Genomic DNA, 9134 nt, shown 5'->3' on the forward strand with positions numbered 1-9134 from the left:
CTCGAGACCGCGCGGGATTCCGACACGAAGGCGGTCACGGACATCGAGAGCGCCGGCGCCACCTGCCAGCTGCCCGTCACCCTGCCGGCCACGGTGGCGTAGGTGTCCGTGAAATCCGCCTCGTAGACGGCCGCAGACACCAGCCCCACGACCAGGGAGTCGGCCGTCGCCGCTTCCAGCGAGCCCGGCAGGTAGAACCGGGCGTTGGAGTTCGAACCGGAAAACGACATGACGTAGGAGCCGGGCTCGACGGCCTGGATTTCGAACTCCGCCCACCCGTCCTCCACGAGATCCCTGTCCCAGCCGTCGTAGCTGGTATCGTTCTCGAGGTCCAGGTAGCAAGAACGAGTCTCCCATTCCGGAGGCACCCGGACCCGGACCCGCACCAGCCCCCGCCGCAGTTCGTGATACAGGACGGAGGGTTCGATCTGCACGGTGTCGGCTCGGCTGTCGCCCGTAGAGCCCAGTTCGGAGTATCTGGTGTCCAGGGTGTAGCGGCCGGTCGGCAGTTCCAACCGGTACCAGCCCGTGGAGTCCGACTGCGTCTCGGCGTGGATCCGGTCGTCGTAGCCGTCGTGGGTGCCGCTCGCGATCCTATCGGCGGCGATCGTCATGACCTGGCCCTGCCCCGCGACGAGCACGTAGCCCTCGACGGCGCCGACCTCGAACAGGGCGACGTCGGGCTCGGGCTCCCCCGTGCAGGAGACGAGCGGCAGCAGCGCCAGCAGCAGGAGTGCGGACTTCTGGTTCAGTTTCGGCATGGATAAGGACTTCCGATGACGACGGGTCGGTCTAGTTGATGTAGCCCAGCGAACGCAACTGCTTGCGGATCTCCTCGCCCACCGCGGGGTCGAGCCCCGCTTCGGCGCCCTCGACGGGGCGCAGTTCCATGTAGGAAGGCACGCGGTGCTTCTCCAGCTGCTTGACGTGGCGGCGGCCCGCGTCGGTCAGTCCCTGCACCAGGATCGCGCCCGGCATGTCCTTGGCGGGCGGCAGGCCCAGCAGCGAGAGGAAGGTGGGGCAGACGTCGAGCAGTTCGATGCGGTCGACGACCGCGCCGGCCTCGTACAGGGGACTGCGCACCAGGAAGATGCCCCACTCGCTGTGCTCGACCGTCCCGCGGCCGTTCTGCCGGGGGCCGAAGAAGCCGTGGTCCGACAGGATCACGGTCTGGCGGTCGGGGGGGAACCACGACAGCACCTCGCCCACCGCCTCGTCGACCCAGTCGTAGTAGAGGGGCAGGATCTCCCGGAACGCCGCCAGCTCGGCCGGGTCGTTGCGCGGCGACGCCGGGTCGTCCTTCAGGTAATGGTGGAACGAGTGGCTCATCATGTCCGGGCCGCGCAGGTAGAAGAAGAAGAGGTTGAAGTCCGCGACGTCCTTCAGCAGGCGAGCGACGTTCAGGTAGCCCAGGTCGGCGGCCCAGAACTCCCGCAGGTTCCGCAGCTGGCGCGGGTAGGCGGCCTCGAGCGCCGCGACGTCGGCGCCGGGAGGCAGGAACCGCGCCAGGTCCCGCGCCCGCAGCGAGTCGGGGTCGACGCGGCAGGCGACGACGCGCGCGCTCAGCGAATCGGGGAAGACCAGCTTGGCCAGGGGCACGCTGCGCTCGCGGCCGTACGGCAGGTAGTCGCTGACCATGACGCCGTCGATGGGCCGGGCCGGGTACGTGGTCCACATGCCGCTGACGGCCGTGCTCTGGCCCGCGGCGCCGATCATGTCCCAGATCGCCGGGGCGTTCCAGGCGCTCCCGGTGGGCGCCTTGCGGTCGGACTCCCCCAGGAAGGAGGCGACGCCGTGCACCTCGGGCCCGACGCCGGTGCAGATGCTCGCCCACAGCAGCGGCGACTTCTCCAGCGGGACGAAGGTCTTCATGCGTCCGGAAGCGGACTGCGCGCGGAACGCGGCGAGGCGGGGCAGGCGGCCCTCGGCGATCATGGGGTCGAGCAGGCTCCAGTCGGCGGAGTCGATCCCGATGACCAGCAGCTCGGGCGGTGAGGCGGGCGCGACGCGGCCGCCCCCGTCACGGCCGCAACCGGACGGCAGCGCGCAGGCGTACAGGAGCAAAAGCGTCAGGAACGAGTAGCGCAGGCCTCTCATCTCGGCATCCTTCTCCCGCCGGGTCCTTGGCAACGACCGCAGACGCCATGGTACCCCGCTTCGACGGGCGGGACAACGGGAAACGGCGCGGCCCGGATTGACAGGCCCCGCCAACGGACCTACGCTGCGGGACGGGCGTCCCTCATCCGACCGCGGCAGGCGGCAGGAAGCGCGAGGCAGCATGAAACGCGAGGCAGCATGAAACAGGTGTCGAAGGTGGCGATCCTGGGCTCCGGCGTCATGGGCAGCGCGATCGCGGCCCACTTCGCCAACGCCGGGGTGCCGGCGCTGGTGCTGGACATCGTGCCCCCCGGCCTGCCCGAGGGCGCCGGCCGCCAGGAGCGCAACGCCCTGGTCGACGGAGCGATCGCCGCCATGGCGAAAGCGAAGCCCGCTCCCCTGTTCACGCCGGCGTGCCTGAAGCTGATCGAGACCGGCAACTTCGAAGACGACCTGGTGCGCCTGAAGGAAGCCGACTGGATCGTCGAGGTCGTCAAGGAAGACCTCTGCATCAAGCGGAAGGTGCTCGCCGCCGCCGCCGCCCACCTCAAGCCCGACGCCTGGCTCACCAGCAACACCTCGGGCCTGTCCCTGGCCGCGATGTCCGACGAGCTGCCCGAGGCGGTGCGGCCGCGCTTCCTGGGCACGCACTTCTTCAACCCGCCGCGCTACATGAAGCTGATGGAACTGGTCCCCGGGCCGCTGACCGACCCCGCGACGCTCGCCGAAGTGGCGGCCTTCTGCGAGGTGCGCCTGGGCAAGGGGATCGTCGTGGCGCGGGACACGCCCAACTTCGTGGCCAACCGCATCGGCGTGCACGCGATGATGACCACGTTCCGGGTCATGGAGGAGATGGGGCTGACCGTCGAAGAGGTCGACGCCCTGACCGGCCCCGCGGTGGGCCGCCCCAAGACCGCCACCTTCCAGCTCGCGGACCTGGTCGGGCTGGACACTTTCCTGCACGTCGCCGAGAACGTCCACGCCACGGCCACCGGCGACGAGGCGCGCGAGGTCTTCGCGCCGCCCGCCTTCCTGCGCACGATGGTCGGCAAACGCCTGCTGGGCCGCAAGACCGGCGGCGGGTTCTACCGCATGGTCAAGGGCGAGGGCGAGAAGACGATCCTCACGCTGGACCTCGGCACCTTCGAGTACCGCGAGAAGCGCAAGGCCGCGTTCCCGGAGATCGAGCGGGCCAAGACCATGGACGACCTCGCCGAGCGGCTGCGCTTCCTGGTGCTGGGCCAGGGCCGCGCGGGCTCGGCCCTGTGGGCGATGCTGGCGCCGACCCTCTCCTACTCGGCGATGCGGGTGGGCGAGATCTGCGACGACGCCTCGGCCGTGGACCGGGCCATCCGCTGGGGCTTCAACTGGGACCTCGGCCCCTTCGAGACCTGGGACCGGCTGGGCTTCCGCGCGGTGACCGACCGGCTGCGCGCCGACGGGCACCCGCTGCCGGCCTGGGTCGACGCCCTGTACGAGAGCGGCGCCGAGACCCTGTACCGCGAACGCGACGGCCGCCTGGAGTCGCCCACCGCGGCGCCGGGCGTCTTCGCCCCGGTGCCGGTCCACCCGCGCGCCTTCGACTTCGAGCTGCTGCGTCGCGGGCACCGCGAGATCCGCCGCAACCCCGGCGCCTCGCTGCTGGACCTGGGCGACGGCGTCTTCTGCCTGGAATTCCACGCCAAGATGAACGCCCTGGGCCAGGACCAGATCCAGATGGCGATGACGGCCTGCCGCGAGGCCGAGCAGAACGGCCGCGCCCTGGTCGTGGCCAACCAGGGCGAGCACTTCTCGGCCGGCGCCAACCTGGCGCTGCTGCTGATGGAGGCCGCCGAGGGCAACTGGGACGACATCGACCTGATCGTGCGCGCGTTCCAGGGCATGACCGACCGCCTCGCCTTCTGCGGCGTGCCGGTGGTGACCGCCCCGCACGGGCTGGCCCTGGGAGGCGGCTGCGAGGTGACCCTGGCCGGCGACCTGGTGCGGGCCGCGGCCGAGACCTACATCGGTTTGGTCGAGTTCGGCGCCGGCGTGGTGCCGGCCGGCGGCGGCTGCGTGCGCCTGTACGGGCGCAACCGGGAGCGCTACGCCGACGCGAACGACCTCTACCCCGCCCTGCGCGCCACCTTCGAGACGATCGGCACGGCCAAGGTCGCGACCAGCGCCGAGGAGGCCCGCGAGTTCGGCTACTTCCGCGCCGCGGACACCTGGAGCATGAACCGCGACCTGCAGATCGCCGACGCCAAACAATTGGCGCTCGCGCTGGCCGACCGCGGCTACGCACCGCAGACACCCGACCCGGCGATCCCCGTGATGGGCCGGGCGGGGATCGGGCTCTGCGAGTCGGTGCTCTACAACATGGTCGAGGCGGGCCATGCCTCGGAGCACGACCGCAAGATCGGCGGCTGCCTGGCGCGGATCCTCTGCGGCGGGGACGTGCCCGGGCCGACCGTCGTCTCGCACGCGCACCTGCTGGACCTGGAGCGCGAAGGCTTCCTGAAGCTGTGCGGTGAGCGCAAGACGCTGGAGCGCATGCAGAGCCTGCTGAAGTCCGGCAAGCCGCTGCGCAATTAGAAAGGACCGCCATGAGAGAAGTCGTCGTCGCGCTGGCGCTGAGGACCCCCACCGGCAAGGCGGGCAAGGGCTCGTTCGCCCGGACGCGGCCCGACGATTTGGGCGCCGCGGTCGTCCGCGGGCTGCTGCAGCGCGCCGTGGCCCTGGACCCCGAACGCATCGGCGACGTGATCTTCGGCTGCGCGATGCCCGAGGGCGAGCAGGGCATGAACGTGGGCCGCAACATCGCGCTGTTGGCCGGGCTGCCCGACGTGGTGCCCGGCATGACGGTCAACCGCTTCTGCTCGTCGGGCCTCGAGACGATCAACCTGGGCGCCCTGAAGATCGCCTGCGGCCAGGCCGACCTGGTGATCGCCGGCGGCGTCGAGTCGATGTCGCTGATCCCGATGGGCGGCCTGCGCTACCTGCCCAACCCCGACCTGGTGGCGTCGGCGCCGCAGACCTACCTGAACATGGGCCTGACCGCCGAGCGGCTGGCCGAGCAGGACGGGATCACGCGCGAGGCCCAGGACGCGTTCGCCGTGTCCAGCCACCGCAAGGCGCTGGCGGCGGCGGCGGCCGGCCGCTTCCGCGACGAGATCGTGCCGGTCACCGCGCGCTCGACGCAGCCCGGCCCCGGCGGCAAGCCGATCGTGCGCGAGTCCGTGCTCGAAGTCGACGAGGGACCGCGCTCCGACACCACGCTGGAGGCCCTGGCGAAGCTGAAGCCGGCCTTCAAGGTGGGCGGCACGGTGACCGCCGGCAATTCCAGCCAGACGAGCGACGGCGCCGCGGCGGTCCTGCTGGCCACGCCCGAGATCTGCGAGGGCCTGGGCCTGATTCCTCTGGCAAGATTCGTGTCCTACGCCGTGGCCGGGGTGCCGCCCGAGATCATGGGCATCGGCCCGGTGGCCGCCGTGCCGAAGGCCCTGGCCCAGGCCGAGCTGTCGCTCACCGACATGGACGTGATCGAGCTGAACGAGGCCTTCGCGGCCCAGAGCCTCAGCGTGCTGAAGCGGCTGAAGCTGTCGGCGGACGACGAGCGGGTCAACCCCAACGGCGGCGCCATCGCCCTGGGCCACCCCCTGGGCTGCACCGGCGCCAAGCTGACCGCCACCGCGCTGCACGAGCTGCGCCGCCGCGGCGGCCGCTACGCCCTGGTCACGATGTGCATCGGCACGGGCATGGGCGCCGCGGGCATCTTCGAAGCGATCTAGCACCATCGCCACCGGGCAGGAGGAACCATGAGCCAGCAGACCTATCCCACCGGCGGCGAATTCCTGCTGCGGGCGGCCGCGCCCGCCGAGATCTTCACCCCCGAGGACTTCGACGAGAACCAGCGGATGATCGCGCAGGCGGCCCGCGACTTCATCCAGCAGAAGATCGAACCCCGGCGCGAGCAGATCGAGTACCCGGGCGACACGGCCCTGGGCGCGCCGCTGCTGAAGGAAGCCGGCGCGATGGGACTGCTGGCGGTCGACGTGCCGGAGCGCTTCGGCGGCATGGGCGCCGACAAGGCCACGGTCATGATCATCAGCGAGCTGATCTCGCGCAGCGGCAGCTTCGCGGTGCAGCACGGCGCCCAGGCGGGCATCGGCACGCTGCCGATCGTCTACTTCGGCACCGAGGCGCAGAAGGCGCAGTACCTGCCCCGGCTGGCGACCGGCGAGCTGCTGACCGCCTACGCCCTGACCGAACCCGGCAGCGGCAGCGACGCCCTGGCGGCCCGCACCACCGCGACCCTGAACCCCGCCGGCACGCACTACCTGCTCAACGGGGTCAAGCAGTACATCAGCAACGCCGGCTTCGCCGACCTCTTCATCGTGTTCGCCAAGATCGACGGCGACAAGTTCACCGGGTTCATCGTCGAGAAGGCCTTCGGCGGCGTGGTCATCGGCGCCGAGGAGAAGAAGATGGGCATCAAGGGCAGCAGCACCTGCCAGGTCATCCTGGAGGACTGCCCGGTGCCGGTCGCCAACGTGCTGGGCGAGGTCGGCAAGGGCCACCACATCGCCTTCAACATCCTGAACGTGGGCCGCTTCAAGCTGGGCGCCAGCAGCGTCGGCGGCTGCAAGCTGGCCCTCGAGTGGGCCGTCCCCTACACCTCGCAGCGCGAGCAGTTCGGCGCGCCGATCAACACCTTCGGCCTGATCCGCGCCAAGATCGCCGACGTGACCGCCGCCGCCTTCGCCGCCGAGTCGATGGTCTACCGCACCGCCGGCCTGCTGGACCGCGCCATCGCCAGCCTGGACAAGGGCGCCCCGGACTACGACCTCAAGTCGATCCTGAAGGTCGAGGAGTTCAGCATCGAGTGCTCGATGATCAAGATCTTCGCCACCGAGGCCATGGCCCTGGCCGCCGAGGAGGGCGTGCAGATGCTGGGCGGCTACGGCTACTGCCAGGAGTACGGCCTGGAGCGCCTGTACCGCGACGAGCGCATCAACCGCATTTTCGAGGGCACCAACGAGATCAACCGGCTGCTGGTGCCGGGCCTGCTGCTGCGCAAGGCGCTCAAGGGCGAGCTGCCCCTGCTGCAGGCCGCCCAGAAGATCGCCGAGGAGCTGATGGGCGTGCCGGAGTTCGCCGCCCCCGGCGAGCCCGGCTTCCTGGAGGAGGAGGCCAAGCTGGTCGCCAACCTCAAGAAGACGGCGCTGGCGGCCCTGGGCATCGCCGCCCGCACCTTCGGCGACCGCCTGAAGGACCAGCAGGAGGTGCTGGCCGACTGCGCCGACCTGGTCATCGCGGCCTACGCCTGCGAGAGCGCGCTGCTGCGCACGCAGAAGCAGGCGGCGCGGGCCGGCGCCGACGGCGCCGGCGTCGCCGTCATGGCGGACCTGACGGCGCTGTGCGTCAACGACGCCATGGAGCGCGCCACCGTGCTCGGCCGCCGCGCGCTGGCCAACACGCTGGCCGGCGACGAGCTGCGCACGATGCTGGCGGGGCTGCGGCGGCTGACCAAGCACGATCCCGCGCCCCGCGCTAAGCTGCACGACCGGATCGCGGCGGCGGCGATCGCGGCGGGGGGTTATCCTTTCTGATCCTCCCCTACTGATCTCGAGGGACGCACCCTCATAATGATGGCACCGCGAGCCCCCGCGCTCCGGCCCGGCATATCCTATCCGACTCGCTCATCTTCGGTTACAGACGCGCCGGACTATGGCGCGTTCCTTGTGTTGATCGGAATCGTCCGGCCACGACGACCCGCAGCGGTCTTTGACCATGGATGAGCGCACTGAGTCGACCGGGAATGAGCAGCAGGCAATCGAACCTCGGCGACATCGGTGACATCGTACCTTGGTCGAGGATCGCAGGGCGGGTCGGCGGGCCGGAACCAAGATGCGGGCGACGGCGCCCGTCGCGGATCAATAGCAGACGATATCCAGGATGCCGGTTTTCAGGGCTCGCCACAGGTAGTGATAGAAATTATCGTCAGGTCGCCTGGCGTATTCCACCTTCCCCACCTTCATCTCGCCCCGGTCGTCCGCAACGTTGTTGCTGCGGATCTTGAACACGTTTGCCAGGAACGAGACGACGCTGTTCTTCACGCCTCCCGAATCCCCGGTCTGCTGGTCGAGCCGGGCGATCTCCAGATCCCGGTAGGACGCCGTCACGCGACCTCCGGCCCGGCCGTCCACCACCTCGATCGCGAAGGCGACCGCGTCGACCCGGCAGGACTTGAGCCTGGTGCGCACCGACACGTCCAGGTACGAATTGAGGCAGGTCGCGTCCATCGCGCCGAGCGTGCCCGCATAGCTGAGCGTGAAGTCGGGCTCGGCGACGGGCATCGACATCCGGATCTTCAGGATGCCGGCGCCCATGAGGGCGCCCTGGGCCCTGAGCCGGATGGTGTCGCCGGCTCCGGTGCGGTTGGCGAGACCCGCGACGGACAAGCCGACGTCCCCGAAGGACAGCACGCCGGGCGTGTCGCCGGAGATCACCCGGTCGCGGTAGCTCACGGCGCCGTCGACGACCGTCACGCTGTCGACCTGCAGCGGCTGTGTCAGCGCAGACAGCATCTCGTGCACCATGAGCCGTCGCGAGTGGACGGGGTCCGAAGGCTTGTCGCGGTTGACGTAGGCGTCGAAAACGGGGCGGGAGAAGCGGACCGACCTGGCGCGGTACGATTGGCCGCGCAACATCTCGTCGTACGCCAGGCCGAGCACCCTGAACTCGGGCATGGCCAGCAGATAGCGGGTTTTGCGGAATTCCCGCGCGGCGAAGTAATCCTCGTCGCCGGCCAGTGTCCGCAGCTCGAACGCCTCGGCGAGCAGGAGCGAGTCCCGGGCCGACGCGAGCAACCGCCCGCAGGAGATCCCGTAGCGCGAGCGGCGGAACTCCACCTCGATCCGCGTCGCGTCGAGATCGGCTCCGACCAGGAGGGCCTCGGGAGACAAGGAGCGCCGCAGGAGTCTCGCCCACCGCGCGCCGGTCAGCGAGATCCGTTCGATTTCGAGTTTCGTGTCGGGGGATTCCAGCGTGACGGA

The 9134-nt window shown here is 70.2% G+C and carries 6 protein-coding genes; 3 read left to right on the top strand and 3 right to left on the bottom strand.

The features are described 5' to 3' along the window. Both Q7W29_05440 and Q7W29_05445 read right to left on the bottom strand, forming a co-directional pair. A partial coding sequence (locus tag Q7W29_05440; protein MDO9171259.1) for a hypothetical protein occupies positions 1-761 on the bottom strand: 761 nt, incomplete at its 3' end. Between the two features lie 31 nt (positions 762-792). Next, positions 793-2097 (bottom strand): alkaline phosphatase family protein, encoded by a 1305-nt coding sequence (locus Q7W29_05445; protein ID MDO9171260.1) that lies wholly within the window; start codon positions 2095-2097, stop codon positions 793-795. A 198-nt stretch (positions 2098-2295) separates the two neighbouring features. On the opposite strand from Q7W29_05445, the gene Q7W29_05450 reads away from it, so the two are divergent. From Q7W29_05450 to Q7W29_05460, 3 genes are read left to right on the top strand one after another with little or no spacing between them, the layout of a single operon-like run. Beyond that, positions 2296-4671: a 3-hydroxyacyl-CoA dehydrogenase/enoyl-CoA hydratase family protein gene (locus Q7W29_05450; protein MDO9171261.1), complete on the top strand. Its 2376-nt coding sequence runs from the start codon at positions 2296-2298 to the stop codon at positions 4669-4671. Between the two features lie 11 nt (positions 4672-4682). Further along, entirely contained in the window at positions 4683-5867 is a 1185-nt protein-coding gene (locus Q7W29_05455; GenBank protein ID MDO9171262.1) for an acetyl-CoA C-acyltransferase, read from the top strand. A 27-nt stretch (positions 5868-5894) separates the two neighbouring features. Then, positions 5895-7688, top strand: coding sequence for an acyl-CoA dehydrogenase family protein (locus Q7W29_05460; protein ID MDO9171263.1), 1794 nt, complete (start codon positions 5895-5897; stop codon positions 7686-7688). Between the two features lie 324 nt (positions 7689-8012). Here Q7W29_05460 and Q7W29_05465 read toward each other — a convergent pair. Next, on the bottom strand, positions 8013-9134 hold a 1122-nt coding region (locus Q7W29_05465), incomplete at its 5' end, for a DUF748 domain-containing protein (protein MDO9171264.1).

The organism is bacterium (assembly GCA_030654305.1).
Lineage (GTDB): Bacteria > Krumholzibacteriota > Krumholzibacteriia > LZORAL124-64-63 > LZORAL124-64-63 > PNOJ01.